Consider the following 16,370-nt stretch of genomic DNA (forward strand, 5'->3'; position numbering starts at 1 on the left):
ACGCAAAGGACTATCCGACATGACCATGATCACGCTCAAGACCCGCGATGGCCAGACCTTCGAGGCCTATCACGCCCCGGCGCCCACGGCCGGCGCGCCGGGCCTGGTGCTGATCCAGGAGATCTTCGGCATCAACCCCGCCATGCGCGCCGCCGCCGACCAATGGGCCCGGCTGGGCTTCGACGTGCTGTGCCCGGACCTTTTCTGGCGCCAGGAGCCGGGCGTGCAGCTGGACCCGACCTCCGAGGCCGATTTCGGCCAGGCCGTGCGGCTGATGCAGGCCATGGACGAGGACCAGGCCATCGCCGACCTGGACACCGCCCGCGCCTGGCTGGCCGAACGCAGCGGCGGCAAGGTCGCCGGCCTGGGCTACTGCCTGGGCGGACGCCTGGCCGTGCGCCTGGCCATGGACACCCCGGTGCAATGCGCGGTCAGCTACTACGGCGTGATGCTGGACCAGTTGCTGCCCACGGTGGGCGCGCAGGCCGCGCCCATGCTGCTGCACGTGGCCGAGCTGGACCGCTTCGTGCCGCCCGAGGCGCGCGCCGTCATCCTCGAGGCGGCCGGCAAGCTGCCGCAATGCGAGCCGCACGTCTATGAAGGCTGCGACCACGCGTTCGCCCGCCCCGGCGGCGAGCACTGGGACGCCGCGGCCGCCGCGCTGGCCGAGGAACGCTCGGTGGCGTTCATGCAGCGCCACCTCGCCTGACGCTGCGCGCCATGACGGCAGTACCGTCCATCGCGCCGGCCCTCGACCTGTCCGGCCGCAGCGCGGTCGTCACGGGCGCCGGCGCCGGCATCGGCCGGGCCGCCGCGCTGCGGCTGGCCCAGGCCGGCGCCGCCGTGGCGGTGATCGACATCAACGGCGAGGCCGCGCACGATACCTGCGCGCGCATCGCCGCGCTGGGCGGCGCGGCCGCCGCCTACGCGATCAGCGTCACCGACCAGGATGCCCTGCTGGCGGCCGCGCGCGACGCGCAGGAGCGGTTGGGGCCATGCGGCGTGCTGGTCAACAACGCGGGGGTGCTGCTGCGCAGCGCCTTCACCGACCCGCGGGCGCGCGATTTCTGGACCGCCACGCTGGACGTCAACCTGAACGGCCCGTACCTGGCCGCGCAGGCCTTCTATCCGCAGCTGCGCGCCACGCGCGGCTGCATCGTCAACATCGCCTCCATCCATTCGTTCGTGGCGGTGAAGAATTCGGCCGCCTACACGGCGTCCAAGGGCGGCATCAAGCAGATGACGCAGGCGCTGGCGCTGGAGCTGGGCGCCGACGGCATCCGCGTCAACGCCGTGGCGCCCGGGCTGACCGTCACCGACATGACGCGCGCCACGGTGGCCGACCCCGAGGGACTGACACGCTTCCTGGCCCGCGTGCCGCTGGCGCGCCCCGGTTCGGTCGACGACGTGGTCAACGCCATCTGCTTCCTGGCCAGCGACTGGGCCGCCTACATCACGGGCGTGACGCTGCCGGTCGACGGCGGCTACGTGGCCAACTGAGGCCCCCGGCTCAGGTGAAGGCGCGCACCGCGTTGGCGATGCCGCGCGCGCAATCGCGCAACGGCGGCGCCAGCCGCGCGAAGGCCTCTTCCTGGGTCCAGCGGCTGGTGGGCGCGACGATGTGCACGCAGGCCACCGGCGCGCCGCGTCCGCCCACGATGGGCGCGGCCAGCGTCATGTCCCCCAGGAACAGCTCTTCCTTGTTGTGCGCCACGCCGCTGACGCGCGCCTGCTCGATCAGGGCGCGCAGGCGCGCCGGATCGGTTTCCGTCCACGGCGTGTGGCGCTTGAGCGCCGAGCCGTCGAGGATGGCCTGCGCGCGGGCGTCGTCCAGCGCGCTGAGGTAGGCGCGGCCCGACGCCGTGCAATACATGGGGATACGGCTGCCGATGGGCATGTGGATGGGAATGAACTTGGCCGCCACCACGCGCGACACGTAGACCATCTCGCGCTCCAGCGGCTCGGTCAGGTTGACCGTCTCGCCGGTGATGTTCGACAGCTCGGCCAGGAACGGATTGGCCGCCTCGACCAGCGCGTCGGCCGAAATGTAGTTGCAGCCCAGCTCCAGCACGCGCAGCGTCAGCGAGTACTTGCGGGTCTTGGGCGACTTGCTGATCAGGCCCAGGCGCTCCAGGGTGAAGACGGTGCGCTGCACCGAGCTGATGCTGGCGTCCAGCCGCGCGGCCAGTTCGGACAGCGACATGGCGCTCTGGTGGCCCTGGAAGGCGAACAGCGCTTTCAACCCCTTGGCGAACGACTGGTTGAACATGGCATTGCTGGCCAGTTCTTCGTCGTAATCAAGCATACGGACTCCTCGTTTACCCGAATTTCGGGTGTTTATTATCGCTGTACGGTAATTCTAAACCGTTTTACGGGTAAACATTATTGCCAGAGCATACCCGTTCCCCTATCCTGCCGACATCGCCTAGCCGCAAACCCGAGGCTGTTCGAGCATGGAAGGTCATCCCCCGCATCGCGACACCCGGATCCTCGAGATATCCGGCGTCACCAAAACGTTCGGTCCGACCACGGCCCTGGCCGGCATCGACCTGGACGTGCGCGAAGGCGAATTCCTCACTTTGCTGGGCCCCAGCGGCTGCGGCAAGACCACGCTGATCCGCATCATCGCCGGCTTCGAGGCGCCCACCGCCGGCGACGTGCGCATCGACGGCCGCTCCATCGTCGCCGCGCCGCCCTACCGCCGCCCGCTGGGCATGGTGTTCCAGAGCCTGGCGCTGTTCCCCCATCTCAACGTGGCCGAGAACATCGGCTATGGCCTGAAGATCCGCCGCGTGCCGCCGGCCCGGCGCCAGGCCAAGGTGGCGCAGGCGCTGGAGATGGTGGGCCTGGCCGGCTACGGCGAGCGCTACATCGGCCAGATATCCGGCGGCCAGAAGCAGCGCGTGGCGCTGGCCCGGGCCATCGTCACCGAGCCGCGCGTGCTGCTGCTCGACGAGCCGCTGGGCGCGCTGGACATGAAGATCCGGCGCCAGATGCAGACCGAGCTCAAGCAGATCCAGGAGTCGCTGGGCACGACCTTCATCTTCGTCACGCACGACCAGGAAGAGGCCCTGACCATGTCCGACCGCATCGCGGTGTTCCGCAACGGCGCGATCGAGCAGGTCGACACGCCGGCGGCCATCTACGAACGTCCGGCCACCCGCTTCGTGGCCGAGTTCGTGGGCGACACCAATTTTCTCGAAGGCACCGTCGACCGCCAGGCCGGCGGCGCGCCGCGCGTGCGGCTGGCCGACTGGGATTGCAGCCTGCAGCCGCCCGCCGCGCAATGGGCCGAGGGCGCGCGGGTCGGCGTCTCGCTGCGTCCGCAGCACCTGCGCATCGCCGCCCTCGAGCAAGGCCGCCTGCGCGCCACCGTGCTGCGCCGCGTCTATGCCGGGCAGAACACACGCCTGTGGCTGGCCGTGGGCCAGCGCAAGCTGCTGGCCGACTGGCACGGCGCCGATGACGGCGCGCCGCCCGAGCCGGGCGCCACGGTCGGCCTGACCTGGGACGACCGGCGCGTCTGTGTCGTATCCCTTTGACTCGCAGCACTCTCCAGGAGCCAACATGAACATCACGCAGCGATTTGCCAAGTGGGCGCTGGCCGCCTCGATGCTGGGGGCCTCGGCCGCCGCGCCCGCGCAGGACATCACCATGGCCACCTGGGGCGGCGGGGTCGGCAAGGCCTGGCGCGAGGCGTACGCCGACCCCTTCATGAAGGCCGGCAAGCTGGAGGTGAAGATCGTCGAGGTGCCCACCCCCGAGGCGCAGGTGCGGGCCCAGAAAGGCGCCCCCAAGTTCAACGCGGTGCTCTCCTCGCTGTTCGAGGCGGCCCAGATGTACGAAGACGGCCTGCTCGAGGATTTCGACATGGCCGATTTCCCGGCGCTCAAGAACGTGCCGGACAAATACCTGCTCAAGGCGCCCAATGGCCGCCTGATCGGCGTCAGCACCTACTTCGCCTACTACGGCATCGCCGTCAACACCGACCTGGCCAAGCCGGCCGACTTCGCGTCGTGGAAGAACCTGGCCGATCCCAAGTGGGCCGGCAAGCTGTCGGTCACGCGCCCGGTGTACAGCTCGGCCTACGACCTGACCATCATGTCGGTGGCCGAGGGCGGCAGCGAGCGCGACACCGCCAAGGGCCTGGAACTGCTGACGGCGCTGGGCAAGAACGCGCTGACCATGTACAGCTCGATGGCGCAGATGAACCAGCTGCTGCAGCGCGGCGAGGTGGCCGCGGCGCCCTATTACTCCACCCGCGTCTGGCAGATGCAGCGCGACGGGCAGCGCAACGTCGAACTGGTGGTGCCCAAGGAAGGCGCGCTCATGCTGCCGTACCTGGTGGTGGTGCCCAAGGGCGCGCAAGGCCGCGAGCACTACATGAAATGGCTGGAGTACGTCGGCCAGCCCGAAGGCCAGCAGCGCATCGCCGAGATCGCCGGCTACATGCCACTCAACAGCCAGGCCAGGCTGTCGCCGGCGGCCGAGAAGGAACTCGGCCAGCCGCTGGACAAGCTGCGCGACCAGTTGTACCAGCCCGACTGGAACCTGATCGCCAAGACGCGCAAGAGCCGCATCGAAGCGGTCGAGCGCGCCATGGCCGGCGCGGCGCGCTGACGCGGCGGCGATGATGCGCGCGATCCGGCCTCCCCTGTTGCTGCTGGCGCCGCCGGCCCTGCTGGTGGCGCTGTTCGTGGTCGGCGTCGGCTACCTGGTGGTCGAATCGCTGCACACCGGCGCCGGCTGGGGGCTGGATAATTTCGTGCGCTTCTTCGGACGTCCCGATTACGTGGCGGTGCTGGTGCGCACCATCGTCATCGCCGTGGCGGTGACGCTGTGCGCGGCCCTGGTCGGCTATCCGATCGCCTACGCCATCGCGCGCTACCGCGGCAATCGCAACTTCCTGATGATGCTGGTCATCATGCCCTGGCTGGTCAGCGTGGTGGTGCGCACGTATGGCTGGATGGTCATCCTCGGCCCGCGCGGCACGCTCAACTCCATGCTGCTGTCGGCCGGCGCCATCGATACGCCGCTGCGCCTGATCTTCAACATGACCGGCGTGGTCATCGGCCTGGTGCACGTGTTCTGTCCGTTTTTCATCGTGTCGGTGCTGGCGGTGCTGCTGTACCTGGACCGTTCGCTGGACGAGGCCTCGCAGACCCTGTCGGCCGGCCCCTTCAAGACCTTCTGGCACGTCACGCTGCCCTTGAGCATGCCGGGCGTCATCACCGGCGCCATGCTGGTCTACCTGCTGTCGACCGGCGCCATCGTCACGCCCCTGCTGCTGGGCGGCGTGCGCGACGGCATGCTGGCCACGCAGATCTACCAGGACGTGCTGCAGGTGTTCGATTATCCCAAGGCCGCCAGCATGGCCGTGGTGCTGCTGCTGACGGCGTTCACGCTGGTCATTCCGCTGCAATGGCTGGAACGGCGCGTGGCCGCGCGCGTATCGGGAAGGGGCGCCTGACATGAAGACCGCCCGCATGCTGCTGCTGTGCCTGCTGTTCGGCTTCCTGCCGCTGCCCATCGTCGTCGTCGCCATCTCGTCGTTCACCCAGAGCGGCTATTTCTCGGTGCCGCTGGATGCGCTGTCGCTGCGCTGGTATGTCGAGTTCTTCACCGACTGGCAATGGATCTCGCTGCTGCTGGTCAGCGCCGCGGTGGCGCTGGGGGTGGCGCTGATCAGCACCACGGCGGCCTTGCTGGCCGCGCTGGTGCTGGCGCGGCGCCGCTTCGCCGGCAGCGGGCTGCTCGAAACCCTGATCATGCTGCCGCTGGTGTTTCCCAACGCCGCGCTGGGCGTGGCCTTCCTCGGCGTGCTGGGCCTGCTGGGCATCGGCGGCACCTACCTGGGCATCGTGCTGGCGCATTGCATCATCACCCTGCCCTTTGCCTACCGCCCCATCCTGAACGCGCTGCGCAAGCTGGACCCGGCGCTGGAGGAAGCCAGCATGAGCCTGAGCGCCACGCCGCTGCAGGTGCTGCGCACCGTCACGCTGCCCATGCTGCGGCCGGGGCTGATCACGGCCTTCCTGTTCTGCTTCATCGTGTCGTTCGACGAGGCCACGGTGACGATCTTCCTCATCGCCCCCGACGTCAACACCCTGCCGGTGCGCATCCTGACGCAGATCCAGGAAAGCGCCAGCCCGGTCATCGCCGCCATCGCCACCTTCCTGATCCTGTTCACGCTTTCGCTGGTGCTGCTGCTCGAACGCACCGTGGGGCTGGAGCTGTTCGCCGCCCCGCAGCGCGAGCGCTGACGCCCCTCTTACCGGAGACCGCCCATGTATGAGATCCAGCCCGAGGATGCCGAACTGCTCCGGCACTTCCGCACCACCACGACCAGGACGCGGCCGCTCAAGCTGAACCGGCTGCTCAACCGCCTGCGCATGGAGCCCATGGCGGGCAAGCAGGTGATCGTGTGCACCCGGCCCTACAGCGAGTACGCCATCGGCACGCTGGGCGAGCGGCGCGGCGACCCCGTGGCGCTGCACGCCGAGCGCTACGCCACGCTGGCCGAGGCCCAATGGGCCATTCTCAAGATCCGCTGGGCCATCCACTCGCCCTATCCCTGGCCGGCCGACCTGGACTAGCCCCGCCCGCCGCCACGCCCACGCCCTCGAATCCAACGCCTTTTCCGGAACCCCTATGTACGAGATACTTGGCTACCCCAGCACCTGGACCGTCGCTCCCGGGGAAACCATCGAGTTCAAGGTCAGTTGCGCCCGCGCGCTGCGCTACGACGCCGACCTGGTGCGCGTGCGCAGCGGCGATACCTCGCCGGGCGCGCCCGGCCTGAAGGAGACCGTCGCGCTGGCTGGCATCGCGCGCGGCGTGCAAGGCCGGCCGCAACACACCGAGACCGGTTCGCGCGCGGTGGCGCCGCCGTTCGCCGAGCCGGCGCGCGGCGCCAGGAGCTGGCTGCTGGCCATCATGCCCACACTGCCGCAAAGCGGCCACGAACAGGTCATCCTGGCGCGCCACGACGGCGCCGCGGGCACGGGCTACGCCCTGGGCCTGGACGAGGCCGGCTGCCTGTTCTGGGAACAGGCGCAGGCGGGCAAGGCGCGCCGCCTGACGCTGGCGCGCGCCGTGGTGGCCCGCCAATGGTATCTGGTGGCCGTCGGCATCGACGCCGACAGCGGCGAGGTGACGCTGCGCCAGGTGCCGGCCAATCCGCTGCTGGCGGCCAACAGCCATGACCAGGCCGGCGCCCGCTGGAGCCCGTTGCCCACCACCGCCACCGACGCGCTGCCCGTGGTGTTCGGCGCCCGCCCCACCGGCGGCCAGGCGCCGGCCTATGTGCATCACTACAACGGCCGCATCGACGCTCCCACCCTGCTGCCGTGCCGTGCGGGCGACGACGACCTGGCCCAGCTGCGGGTGGAGGCGGCGCGGCGGCGCCACGGCGCGCCGCCGCTGGCCGCCTGGGACTTCGGCCTGAAGATCGACAGCGACGTGATCGTCAACACCGCCATCCCCTGGGCCGAAGGCCGCATCGAGAACCTGCCCGCGCGCGCCGTGCCCGGCCTGCGCTGGGACGCCAGCATCATGCGCTGGCAGGACGGCCCCGACCATTACGGCGCGCTGCACTTCCACGACGACACGCTCGAAGACGCCAACTGGGACACCGATTTCAGCCTCGATATTCCCGCCGACCTGCCCAGCGGCCTGTACGCCGCGCGGCTGACCGGCGCCGCAGGCGAACAGGAGCGCATCACCTTCGTGGTGCGCCCGCGCGCCGGCGCGCCGCGCAAGCGCATCGCCTTTCTCGCCTCGACCGCCACCTACATGGCCTATTCGAACTCGCACTACCGCCTGGACGAGGAAGGCATGGAGATGAAATCGGGCAACTTCATGGTGCTCTATCCCTGGGAGACCTACCTGGGCGAGCACCGCGAACTGGGCCTGTCCATGTACGACACCCACTCCGACGGCTATGGCGTGTACTACGCCACGCGCCGCCGGCCGGTGTTCAGCATGCACCTGCAATGCCGCACCTGGTCGCTCAACGGCGACACCCATTTCCTGGACTGGCTCGACGAAAAGGGCTTCGAGTACGACGTCATCACCGACGACATGCTGCACGCCGAGGGCCTGGCCGCGCTGCAGGGCTACCGCGCCGTCATGACCGGCGCCCATCCCGAGTACTGGAGCACGCGCATGTGGCAGGCCATGGTCGCGTACCAGGCGCAGGGCGGACGGCTGATGTACATGGGCGGCAACGGCTTTTACTGGCGCTGCGCCTACCATCCCGAAAAGCCCTGGCTGATGGAGCTGCGCCGCACCGAAACGGGCGCACGCTACAGCGAGACCCCGGCCGGCGAAAGCTACCACAGCTACAACGGCGAATACGGCGGCACCTGGCGGCGCATCGGCATCGCGCCGCAGACGCTGGTGGGCATCGGCACCACCGCCACCGGCTTCGACGCCTCCTCGTACTACCGCCGCCGCCCGGAAAGCCATGATCCGCGGGTGGCGTTCATGTTCGACGGCGTGAGCGAGGAGATCATCGGCGACTTCGGCAGCAGCGGCGGCGGCGCCGCCGGCGACGAAATCGACCGCGCCGACTTCCGCCTGGGCACGCCGCCGCACGCGCTCATCGTGGCGCGCTCGGAGAAGCACACGCGCTACTACAACGTGGTGCCCGAGGAGACCACTTACCACCACCCCACCATCAACGGCGAGGAAGCCAAGTACTGCTATGCCGACCTGCTGTTCTACGAGTGCCTGAACGGCGGCGCGGTGTTCTCCACCGGTTCGATCACCTGGGGCGCCTCGCTGGCCTGGAACGGCTACGACAACAACGTCTCGCGCATCACCGCCAACGTGCTGAGCCGCTTCGCGGACGACACGCCTTTCGACTTCCCCACGGCGCCGCAGGCCTGATCCCACCATGCCCCCGCCCCTGCCGTACGACGCCATGCGCTCCGTGTGGACGGACACTGCCGCGCCCGCGATGGCCACGGCGCCGCTGGCCGGCCAGGCCGACTGCGACGTGGCCATAGTGGGCGCCGGCATCACCGGCCTGTCGGCCGCCCTGCACCTGGCCGAACGCGGCCTGCGCGCCTGCGTGCTGGAGGCGCGCGACCCGGGCTGGGGCGCCTCCGGGCGCAACGGCGGCCAGGTCATCCCTGGCATCAAGCACGATCCGGACGAGATCCTGGCGCGCCACGGCCGCGAACGCGGCGAGCCGCTGCTGCACATGGTGGGCACGGCCGCCGACACGGTGTTCGGCCTGATCGACCGGTACGGCCTGGACTGCCATCCGGTGCGGCGCGGCTGGATCCAGCCGGCGCACTCGCGCCAGGCGCTCGACACCGTGCTGGCCCGGGCGCGCCAGTGGCGGGCGCGCGGCGCCGACGTGGCCGAACTGGACGCCGGCGAAGTGGCGCGGCGCCTGGGCACCGGACACTTCCTGGGCGGCTGGATCGACCGGCGCGCCGGCAGCATCCAGCCGCTGCGCTACACCCGGGGGCTGCTGCGGGCCGCGCTGTCGCTGGGCGCGGCCGTGCATGGCCGGTCGCCGGTAGTGGCGCTGGAGCGCGAGGGCAGCCGCTGGCTGGTGCGCTGCGCGCAAGGCGCCAGCGTGCGCGCCGAGCACGTGCTGATCGCCACCAACGCCTACACCGACGACCTGTGGCCCGGCCTGCGGCGCACCGTCATCGCCGCCAACAGCTTCATCGTGGCCACCGGCCCGCTGGACCCCGCCCTGGCGCCGGCCATCCTGCCCGGCGGCGAGGTCGCTTCGGACTCGCGGCGGCTGCTGCTGTATTTCCGCCGCGACGCCGATCGCCGCTTCATCCTGGGCGGACGCGGCCGCTTCGCCGACCCCGTGTCGGACGCCGACTGGAACCATCTGGTGCGCGGCGCGCGACTGCTGTACCCGCAATTGGCCGACACGCCGTTCGTGCACCGCTGGAGCGGGCGCGTGGCGCTGACGCGCGACTTCGTGCCGCACGTGCACCAGCCCTCGCCCAACCTGCGCATCGTGCTGGGCTACAACGGCCGCGGCGTGGCGCTGGCCACGCAGATGGGCAACTACCTGGCGCGCGAAATCAGCGGCGGCGAACCGCTGCCCTATCCCGTCACCCCCATCGCGCCCATCCCGCTGCATGGGCTCAAGCGCCTGTACATCGGCCTGGCCGTGGCCTACTACGGGCTGTGCGACCGGATTTCCTGAGGCCGGGCCGGCGCGCCGGGAGCCCCCGGCGCCCTTACCCCCCGTAGGCGATGCGCGCCAGGGTGCGGCGCACGATTTCCATGTCGCCCTCGCCGCTGGCCTGGGCCAGTTCGTTCTCGACCCGGTCGATCACGTCGTGCATCTTGATCAGATAGCGCACTCCCGCGTCGGTGAAGGACACCACGGCGGCGCGCTTGTCGGCTTCGTCGGGGCGTTTCTCGACCAGGCCCATGGCCTCCAGCGTGGCCACGACCTGGCCCACCGCCTGGCGCGTGGTGCTGGCGCGCTGCGCGATCACGGTGCTGCGGGTGCCCTCCAGGTCGATGTAGGGCAGGATCATCACGCAGCCGTCCGGCATGGGCTGCAGGCCCGAGGCCTGCATGGCCTCGGCGACGCGCTCCAGGAACACCCGCCTGGCCAATAGCAGCAGGCGGCTGAGTCCGCGCTGCCGGGAGGCCTGCAGGGTGGCGAACTGTTTTTTGCTGATCATGGGTATACGTGGGATGGCGACCGCGACATTATCCCCCAAGCCGCGGCCGGGCCGCGGCGCCACGCCCCTGCCCGGACCTGCGCCTGCCTCTCGCATGGGCTTTCTCCTTGGCGGCAAGAATGCCACAATAGTAAATCTGCTTTACTATTTTTAGTAAAGTAACTTGACTATTATCGCGCGGCTTCGTATTGTCTCCTCACCAGAAGAGCACATGACATGAGGAGACAACATGTCGGATCGCAGATTGGCCCGCTACGCGGGCACCCTGGCCTGCTTCCTGGCGCTGGCCACGCCCACCCCGCAGGCCGCCGCGCAGCCGCGCGCCTGGCCCGCCGAGCCCATCACGCTGGTGGTGCCGTATGCGCCGGGCGGCACCACCGACCGGCTGGCGCGCGAATACGCCGACTACCTGCGCGAGCACCTGAAGCAACCGGTGCTGGTGCAGAACCGGCCCGGCGCTTCCACCAATATCGGCAGCGACTACGTCGTCAAGTCCAAGCCCGACGGCTACACCTTCCTGGTGGGCATCGACGGCCTGGCCACCAACCAGGCCACCGGCCCGGTGCCGCCGTTCGACCCCACCAAGGACCTGGCGCCGATCAGCCTGCTTACGCGGGTGCCCTGCCTGGTGGCCGCCGGCCCCAAGTTCAAGGGCGGGGACGCGGCCGATCTGATCAAGCTGGCCCGCACCGATCCCGAGAAGTACTCGATCTCCAGCGCCTCGCTGATCTTGCAGGTCGGCATGCTCAACCGCGGTTCCGAGATGAGGCTGTCGCACATTCCGTACAAGGGCGGCGCCCAGGCCGCCGCCGATGCGATGGGCGGCCAGGTCGACCTGGTCATCGCCAACGTGCCGGTGCTGGCCTCGTTCGTGCGCAGCGGCAAGCTGCGCGCCCTGGCGGTCACCTCCGGCAAGCGCAGCGATGCCTTCCCCGATACGCCCACCATGCTCGAGAGCGGCATGTCGAAGTCCGATTTCTCCAACTGGTATGGCGTGTTCGGCCCCAAGGGCACGCCGCCCGAGGTGGTCGAACGCATGGCGGCGCTGTCGCGCGATTTCGTGCGCGACCCCGCCATCAACAAGCGCCTGAGCGATGAAGGCTACCAGCTGGAATCGTCCACCCCGCAGGCGCTGGCCGAGCTGATCGCCCGCGACGCCCACACCGCGTCCGAGTTCGTCAAGGCCAACCCGGGGCTGTTCAAGCAGTAGGCGGCCGCCGCGCGGCCGATCACGACACACGCATGGAAGGAAAGCGCAGAAGATGGCATTCGAAACCTTGATCGAAGAACTGGCTCAACGCGAGGCGCGCGCGCGCGCCATGGGCGGCGAGGAAAAGCTGGCGCGGCGGCGCGCCGAAGGCGTGCTCAACGCGCGCGAACGGATCGACCGCCTGGTCGACGCCGACAGCTTCCTGGAGTCCGGGTTGCTGGCGGTATCGGTGCGCCCGGAGGTGCGCGACCGCACCCCGGCCGACGGCAAGATCGCCGGCTACGCGCAGATCGACGGCCGCGACATCGCGCTGGTCGCCAATGACTTCACGGTCATGGGCGCCTCCAGCAGCTCGGTCAACACCAGCAAGATCGGGCACATGGTAAAGAACGCCACGCGGCGCGGCCTGCCCATGGTGTTCCTGGGCGAGTCGACCGGCGCGCGCATGCCCGACACCATGGGCGCGCGCGGCATCGGCAGCGGCGACCGGCCCACCCAGTACCGCCGCACCCGCGAAACGCCCTGGGCCTCGGCGGTGCTGGGACATTGCTACGGCTCGTCGAGCTGGTACGCGGTGCTGGCCGATTTCGCGGTCATGCGCAAGGGCGCCATCATGGCGGTCTCCAGCGTCAAGCTGACCTCCATGGCCATCACCGAGGCGGTGGACCCCGAGGAACTGGGCGGCTGGGAAATGCTCACCAGCGGCTCCGGCCTGGTGGACATGGCCGTCGATAGCGACGAAGAGGCGCTGGACGCCGTGCGCCGCTTCCTGTCCTACCTGCCCTCGCACCACATGGAAGCCCCGCCGGTGCGGCCGGTTCCCGCCGGCTCGGGCGAACAGGGCCACCGCATCCTCGACATCCTGCCCGAGTCGCGCACCAAGGTGTACGACGTGCGCAAGATCCTGTCGCTGATCGTCGACAACGACAGCCTGTTCGAACTGAAGGCGCGCTACGGCCGCTCGGTGGTCACCACGCTGGCCCGCATCGACGGCCATACCGTGGGCATCATCGCCAGCAACCCGCAGGCCAAGGGCGGCGCCATCGACGTCGACGCCTGCAACAAGGCCACCAGCTTCATGGTGCTGTGCGACTCGTACAACATCCCACTGGTGTTCATGGCCGACCAGCCGGGTTTTCTCATCGGCGTGGAAGGCGAGCGGCGCGGCGCGGTGGGCCGCGTGATGAACTGGATGAACGCCCTGTCGCTGGTCAGCGTGCCGAAGATCTCCATCATCATGCGCAAGACCTACGGCCAGGCGGTGCTCAACATGGGCGGCGCCGGCAACGCCGACGAAGTCATCGCCTGGGCCACCGCCGAAGTCAACTTCATGGACCCGCGCTCGGGCGTGACCATCGTGCACGGCCTCACCGCCCAGAGCGACCCGGACGCCTACGCGGCGCGCCTGGCCGAAATGGAGCGCGACACTTCGGCCTGGGAGATGGGCGGCGCCTATTCGGCGCACCACGTCATCAACCCGGCCGACACCCGCGACACGCTGATCCGCTTGCTGCGCGTGCACCGGCTGCGCCTGACCAACGGCGTGGGCGAGCACCTGATGCGCACCTGGCCGACCAGCTACTAGGAGCCCGACGTGAACAAGATCCTGATCGCCAATCGCGGCGCGGTCGCCGCGCGCGTGGCGCGCGCCGTGCGCGAGATGGGCCTGCGCTCGGTCGTGGTCTACTCCGAGGCCGACCGCGACCTGCCCTATGTGCAGATGGCCGACGAAGCCTATTGCATCGGTCCCGCGCCGGCCGCGCAGAGCTATCTCGACCAGGCCGCCCTGCTCGACGTGCTGGCGCGCACCGGCGCCGACGCGGTGCATCCGGGCTATGGCTTCCTGTCCGAGAACGCCGGGTTCGCCCGCGCCGTGGACGCCGCCGGCGCCGTCTTCATCGGCCCGGCGGCGCGCTGGATCGAGGCCATGGGCCACAAGACCCGCGCCCGCGAACTGATGGCGCGCCACGGCATGCCCATGTGCAAGTCGTCGGCGGTGCTGGGCGAGGACGAGGCCGGCGTGCTGGCCGCGGCGCGCCAAGTCGGCTACCCGGTGATGGTCAAGCCGGCCGGCGGCGGCGGCGGCATCGGCATGATCGCCGCCGCGGGCCAGGCCGAACTGCTGGCCGCGGTGGCGCGCGCGCGCTCGCTGGCCGCGCGCAGCTTCGGCAACGGCGACATCTACCTGGAGCAGCTGTTCGAACAGCCGCGCCACATCGAATTCCAGATCCTGGCTGACCGCCACGGCAACGCCCGCCACCTGTACGAACGCGACTGCTCGGTGCAGCGCCGCCACCAGAAAGTCATCGAAGAGGCGCGCGCGCCGCGCGTGCCCACTGCCGAGACGCAGGCGCTGGGCGAGCGCATCGCCGCCTTGCTGGCCGAGCTGGGTTACGACGTGATCGGCACGGTGGAAATGCTGCGCGACCAGCAGGGCCGCTACAGCTTTCTCGAAATGAACACCCGGCTGCAGGTCGAGCATGCCGTCACCGAGGCCATTACCGGCCTGGACCTGGTGCAGGCGCAGATCCGCCTGGCGGCGGGCGAGCGGCTCGACCGCGTGGTGCCGGCGGACCTGCAAGCCTCGGGCCACGCCATCGAGCTGCGCGTGTACGCCGAAGACCCGGTGCGCTTCATCCCGTCGCCGGGCACGCTGGCCGTGTTCGAGTTGCCGCAGGGGCCCGGGGTGCGCACCGAAACCGGCTACCGCGCCGGCAACGCGGTCAGCCCGCACTACGACCCCATGATCGCCAAGATCATCGTGCACGGCGCCGATCGCGCCCAGGCCATCGCGCGCGCCGAGCAGGCGCTGGCCGAGACCGAGATCGCCGGCGTCAAGACCAACCTGCCCTTCCTGGCCCGCGCGCTGGCCTTCGAACCCTGGCGCCAGGGCCGCCTGCACACCGGCATCGTGGCCCAGACCCTGGCCGAGCCCGCGCCGGCCGCGCTCACCGCTTGATAACCCTCAGGAATAGACATGAAGAAGATCCCCGTGAAATCCGAAGTCACCGGCAACGTCTGGGAAGTCCTCAAGGCCGGCGATGACCGGGTCGAGGAAGGCGAGACGCTGATCGTGGTGGAGTCCATGAAGATGGAAATCCCCGTGGACGCGCCGGCCGCCGGCCGCCTGGTGGAAATCACCGTACAGAAAGGCGACGCCATCGGCGAAGGCGACGTGGTGGCGATGCTGGAGGTGGAATAAGCCGTCGCGCGCCGTCAACCCCCGCTACCTGCCCAGGAGACACCACTCATGACCCAACCCGCAGCCGGCGCCGGCCCCCTGGCCGGCTACACCGTGCTGGAACTCGGCTCGACCATCGCCGGCCCCTTCTGCGGCCGTCTGCTGGCCGATTTCGGCGCGCGCGTCATCAAGGTCGAGGCGACCGAGGGCGACGCGCTGCGCTCCATGGGGCGCCACAAGGACGGCCATTCGCTGTACGCGCTGTCCCTGCTGCGCAACAAGGAGTTGGTCAGCATCGACCTGCGCCAGCCCGACGGCCAGGAGCTGGTGCGCCAACTGGCCGCCCGCGCCGACATCCTGATCGAGAACTTCCGCCCCGGCGCGCTGGAGAAATGGAATCTCGGCTACGACGCACTCAGCCGCGCCAACCCGGGCCTGGTGATGGTGCGCATCAGCGGCTACGGCCAGGACGGCCCGTACAGCGGGCGGCCCGGCTACGGCGTGATCGGCGAGGCCCACAGCGGCCTGCGCTCGGTCACCGGCGACCCCGACCGGCCGCCCTCGCGCGTGGCGACCTCGCTGTCCGACTACATCACCGGCCTGTATGGCGCGTTCGGCGCCCTGCTGGCGCTCGAATCGCGCCGCCGCACCGGGCGCGGCCAAGTGGTGGACACGGCCCTGGCCGAATGCGCCTTCAGCTTCATGGAGCCGCACGTCATGGCGTACGACCAGTTGCGCGAAGTGGCCAACCGGGCGGGTTCGCGTCTGCCGGGGTCGGCGCCCAACAACCTGTACCGCTGCGCCGACGGCGCCTATGTGCACATCACCACGCTGACCAACGCCCTGTTCCGCCGCCTGGCCGCCGCGCTGGACGCGCCGCAGCTGGCCGACGACCCGCGCTTCGACCAGCCCGGCCATCGCGTGGCCAACGAGGCCGCGCTGGACGCGGCCATCCAGGACTGGGTCGGCCGGCATGACTGCCCCGCGGTGCTGGCGCGCCTGACGCAGGCCGAGATCCCGCATGCCAAGGTCTATGGCGTGGACGACGTGTTCGCCGACCCGCACTTCCAGGCGCGCGGCGCGCTGGCGCGCCTGCCGCATCCGCAGCTGGGCGACGTCACGGTGCCCAACGTGGTGCCGCGCCTGTCCGACACCCCCGGCGCGGTGCGCAGCCTGGGCAAGGACGCCGGCGCCGACACCCTGGCGGTGCTGCGCGACGAACTGGGCCTGGACGCCGCGCGCCTGGAGGCGCTGCGCCAGCGCGGCGCGATCCGCGCCTGAGGCGCCCGCCCCGCGCCGCCGC

Annotated in this window: 16 protein-coding genes; 14 read left to right on the forward strand and 2 right to left on the reverse strand. The window is 70.1% G+C overall.

Translation table 11 applies throughout. The features are described 5' to 3' along the window. Positions 1-19: 19 nt before the first annotated feature. Both CAL11_RS10940 and CAL11_RS10945 read left to right on the forward strand, forming a co-directional pair. Positions 20-709, forward strand: a complete 690-nt coding sequence (locus CAL11_RS10940; protein WP_208617581.1) for a dienelactone hydrolase family protein — start codon at positions 20-22, stop codon at positions 707-709. 11 nt (positions 710-720) lie between these two features. Continuing rightward, on the forward strand, positions 721-1,500 hold the full coding sequence (locus CAL11_RS10945; protein WP_050458128.1) for an SDR family NAD(P)-dependent oxidoreductase: 780 nt from the start codon (positions 721-723) through the stop codon (positions 1,498-1,500). A gap of 10 nt (positions 1,501-1,510) precedes the next feature. On the opposite strand, the gene CAL11_RS10950 is transcribed toward CAL11_RS10945, so the two are convergent. After that, entirely contained in the window at positions 1,511-2,305 is a 795-nt protein-coding gene (locus tag CAL11_RS10950; protein ID WP_086092948.1) for an IclR family transcriptional regulator, read from the reverse strand. Between the two features lie 148 nt (positions 2,306-2,453). Here CAL11_RS10950 and CAL11_RS10955 point away from each other — a divergent pair, with 148 nt between their 5' ends. From CAL11_RS10955 to CAL11_RS10985, 7 genes are read left to right on the forward strand one after another with little or no spacing between them, the layout of a single operon-like run. Continuing rightward, a complete protein-coding gene (locus tag CAL11_RS10955; RefSeq protein WP_050458129.1) occupies positions 2,454-3,542 on the forward strand; it encodes an ABC transporter ATP-binding protein in 1,089 nt (362 codons plus the stop codon). A 25-nt stretch (positions 3,543-3,567) separates the two neighbouring features. Further along, entirely contained in the window at positions 3,568-4,620 is a 1,053-nt protein-coding gene (locus tag CAL11_RS10960; protein ID WP_086092949.1) for an ABC transporter substrate-binding protein, read from the forward strand. Positions 4,621-4,630: 10 nt separating this feature from the next. Continuing rightward, positions 4,631-5,470: an ABC transporter permease gene (locus CAL11_RS10965; protein ID WP_086092950.1), complete on the forward strand. Its 840-nt coding sequence runs from the start codon at positions 4,631-4,633 to the stop codon at positions 5,468-5,470. A 1-nt stretch (position 5,471) separates the two neighbouring features. Continuing rightward, positions 5,472-6,263, forward strand: coding sequence for an ABC transporter permease (locus tag CAL11_RS10970; protein WP_086092951.1), 792 nt, complete (start codon positions 5,472-5,474; stop codon positions 6,261-6,263). Positions 6,264-6,287: 24 nt separating this feature from the next. Beyond that, a complete protein-coding gene (locus CAL11_RS10975) occupies positions 6,288-6,596 on the forward strand; it encodes a hypothetical protein (RefSeq protein WP_033454726.1) in 309 nt (102 codons plus the stop codon). 55 nt (positions 6,597-6,651) lie between these two features. Further along, entirely contained in the window at positions 6,652-8,892 is a 2,241-nt protein-coding gene (locus CAL11_RS10980; RefSeq protein WP_086092952.1) for a N,N-dimethylformamidase beta subunit family domain-containing protein, read from the forward strand. Between the two features lie 7 nt (positions 8,893-8,899). Next, positions 8,900-10,186, forward strand: a complete 1,287-nt coding sequence (locus CAL11_RS10985; protein ID WP_033454730.1) for an NAD(P)/FAD-dependent oxidoreductase — start codon at positions 8,900-8,902, stop codon at positions 10,184-10,186. Positions 10,187-10,220: 34 nt separating this feature from the next. Here the strand turns inward: CAL11_RS10985 and CAL11_RS10990 are convergent, their stop codons facing one another. Beyond that, the gene (locus CAL11_RS10990; RefSeq protein WP_244172944.1) at positions 10,221-10,676 is read right to left on the reverse strand and encodes a MarR family winged helix-turn-helix transcriptional regulator; all 456 of its coding nucleotides are present in this window, start codon (positions 10,674-10,676) and stop codon (positions 10,221-10,223) included. 229 nt (positions 10,677-10,905) lie between these two features. Between CAL11_RS10990 and CAL11_RS10995 the strand changes: the two genes are divergently transcribed. Genes CAL11_RS10995 through CAL11_RS11015 form a run of 5 tightly spaced genes read left to right on the forward strand, consistent with a single transcriptional unit; the run spans position 10,906 to position 16,348 of the window. Next, positions 10,906-11,886, forward strand: coding sequence for a Bug family tripartite tricarboxylate transporter substrate binding protein (locus tag CAL11_RS10995; protein WP_086092954.1), 981 nt, complete (start codon positions 10,906-10,908; stop codon positions 11,884-11,886). A gap of 52 nt (positions 11,887-11,938) precedes the next feature. Beyond that, positions 11,939-13,471 (forward strand): acyl-CoA carboxylase subunit beta, encoded by a 1,533-nt coding sequence (locus tag CAL11_RS11000; RefSeq protein ID WP_086092955.1) that lies wholly within the window; start codon positions 11,939-11,941, stop codon positions 13,469-13,471. A 9-nt stretch (positions 13,472-13,480) separates the two neighbouring features. Next, positions 13,481-14,845 carry an acetyl-CoA carboxylase biotin carboxylase subunit gene (locus tag CAL11_RS11005; protein ID WP_086092956.1) on the forward strand — a complete coding sequence of 455 codons (1,365 nt, stop codon included), beginning with the start codon at positions 13,481-13,483 and terminating at the stop codon, positions 14,843-14,845. A gap of 18 nt (positions 14,846-14,863) precedes the next feature. Then, positions 14,864-15,088 carry an acetyl-CoA carboxylase biotin carboxyl carrier protein subunit gene (locus tag CAL11_RS11010; protein ID WP_033464263.1) on the forward strand — a complete coding sequence of 75 codons (225 nt, stop codon included), beginning with the start codon at positions 14,864-14,866 and terminating at the stop codon, positions 15,086-15,088. A gap of 48 nt (positions 15,089-15,136) precedes the next feature. Beyond that, positions 15,137-16,348, forward strand: coding sequence for a CaiB/BaiF CoA transferase family protein (locus tag CAL11_RS11015; RefSeq protein ID WP_086092957.1), 1,212 nt, complete (start codon positions 15,137-15,139; stop codon positions 16,346-16,348). The last annotated feature ends 22 nt before the right edge of the window (positions 16,349-16,370 follow it).

Origin of the sequence: Bordetella genomosp. 6 (assembly GCF_002119705.1) — a bacterium.
In the GTDB taxonomy this organism is placed as follows: Bacteria; Pseudomonadota; Gammaproteobacteria; order Burkholderiales; family Burkholderiaceae_B; genus Bordetella; species Bordetella bronchiseptica_F.

Bases quoted from the DNA above. Each gene is read 5' to 3' on its own strand.
- CAL11_RS10940 (WP_208617581.1), top strand. From the start codon at position 20: ATGACCATGATCACGCTCAAGACCCGCGATGGCCAGACCTTCGAGGCC.
- CAL11_RS10945 (WP_050458128.1), top strand. From the start codon at position 721: ATGACGGCAGTACCGTCCATCGCGCCGGCCCTCGACCTGTCCGGCCGC.
- CAL11_RS10950 (WP_086092948.1), bottom strand. From the start codon at position 2,305: ATGCTTGATTACGACGAAGAACTGGCCAGCAATGCCATGTTCAACCAG.
- CAL11_RS10955 (WP_050458129.1), top strand. From the start codon at position 2,454: ATGGAAGGTCATCCCCCGCATCGCGACACCCGGATCCTCGAGATATCC.
- CAL11_RS10960 (WP_086092949.1), top strand. From the start codon at position 3,568: ATGAACATCACGCAGCGATTTGCCAAGTGGGCGCTGGCCGCCTCGATG.
- CAL11_RS10965 (WP_086092950.1), top strand. From the start codon at position 4,631: ATGATGCGCGCGATCCGGCCTCCCCTGTTGCTGCTGGCGCCGCCGGCC.
- CAL11_RS10970 (WP_086092951.1), top strand. From the start codon at position 5,472: ATGAAGACCGCCCGCATGCTGCTGCTGTGCCTGCTGTTCGGCTTCCTG.
- CAL11_RS10975 (WP_033454726.1), top strand. From the start codon at position 6,288: ATGTATGAGATCCAGCCCGAGGATGCCGAACTGCTCCGGCACTTCCGC.
- CAL11_RS10980 (WP_086092952.1), top strand. From the start codon at position 6,652: ATGTACGAGATACTTGGCTACCCCAGCACCTGGACCGTCGCTCCCGGG.
- CAL11_RS10985 (WP_033454730.1), top strand. From the start codon at position 8,900: ATGCCCCCGCCCCTGCCGTACGACGCCATGCGCTCCGTGTGGACGGAC.
- CAL11_RS10990 (WP_244172944.1), bottom strand. From the start codon at position 10,676: ATGATCAGCAAAAAACAGTTCGCCACCCTGCAGGCCTCCCGGCAGCGC.
- CAL11_RS10995 (WP_086092954.1), top strand. From the start codon at position 10,906: ATGTCGGATCGCAGATTGGCCCGCTACGCGGGCACCCTGGCCTGCTTC.
- CAL11_RS11000 (WP_086092955.1), top strand. From the start codon at position 11,939: ATGGCATTCGAAACCTTGATCGAAGAACTGGCTCAACGCGAGGCGCGC.
- CAL11_RS11010 (WP_033464263.1), top strand. From the start codon at position 14,864: ATGAAGAAGATCCCCGTGAAATCCGAAGTCACCGGCAACGTCTGGGAA.
- CAL11_RS11015 (WP_086092957.1), top strand. From the start codon at position 15,137: ATGACCCAACCCGCAGCCGGCGCCGGCCCCCTGGCCGGCTACACCGTG.